Consider the following 255-nt stretch of genomic DNA (forward strand, 5'->3'; position numbering starts at 1 on the left):
CAAGAGTTTCCCACTCTTGTATCGCTACTCATGCCTGCATTCTCACTCGTGAACCGTCCACAACTCGCTTACACGGCTGCTTCACCCGGCACACGACGCTCCCCTACCCACCCCAACAACCGTTAGGTCTTCATGTTGGAGTGACACGACTTCGGCGGTGTACTTGAGCCCCGCTACATTGTCGGCGCGGAATCACTTGACCAGTGAGCTATTACGCACTCTTTCAAGGATGGCTGCTTCTAAGCCAACCTCCTG

At 54.9% G+C, this 255-nt stretch carries 1 rRNA gene; it reads right to left on the reverse strand.

Going from position 1 to position 255, the window contains the following annotated elements:
• Positions 1 to 255 (reverse strand): 23S ribosomal RNA (locus GL263_RS29360); the annotation flags it as partial.

Origin of the sequence: Streptomyces durbertensis, from assembly GCF_014156695.1 — a bacterium.
Taxonomy (GTDB): Bacteria; Actinomycetota; Actinomycetes; order Streptomycetales; family Streptomycetaceae; genus Streptomyces; species Streptomyces durbertensis.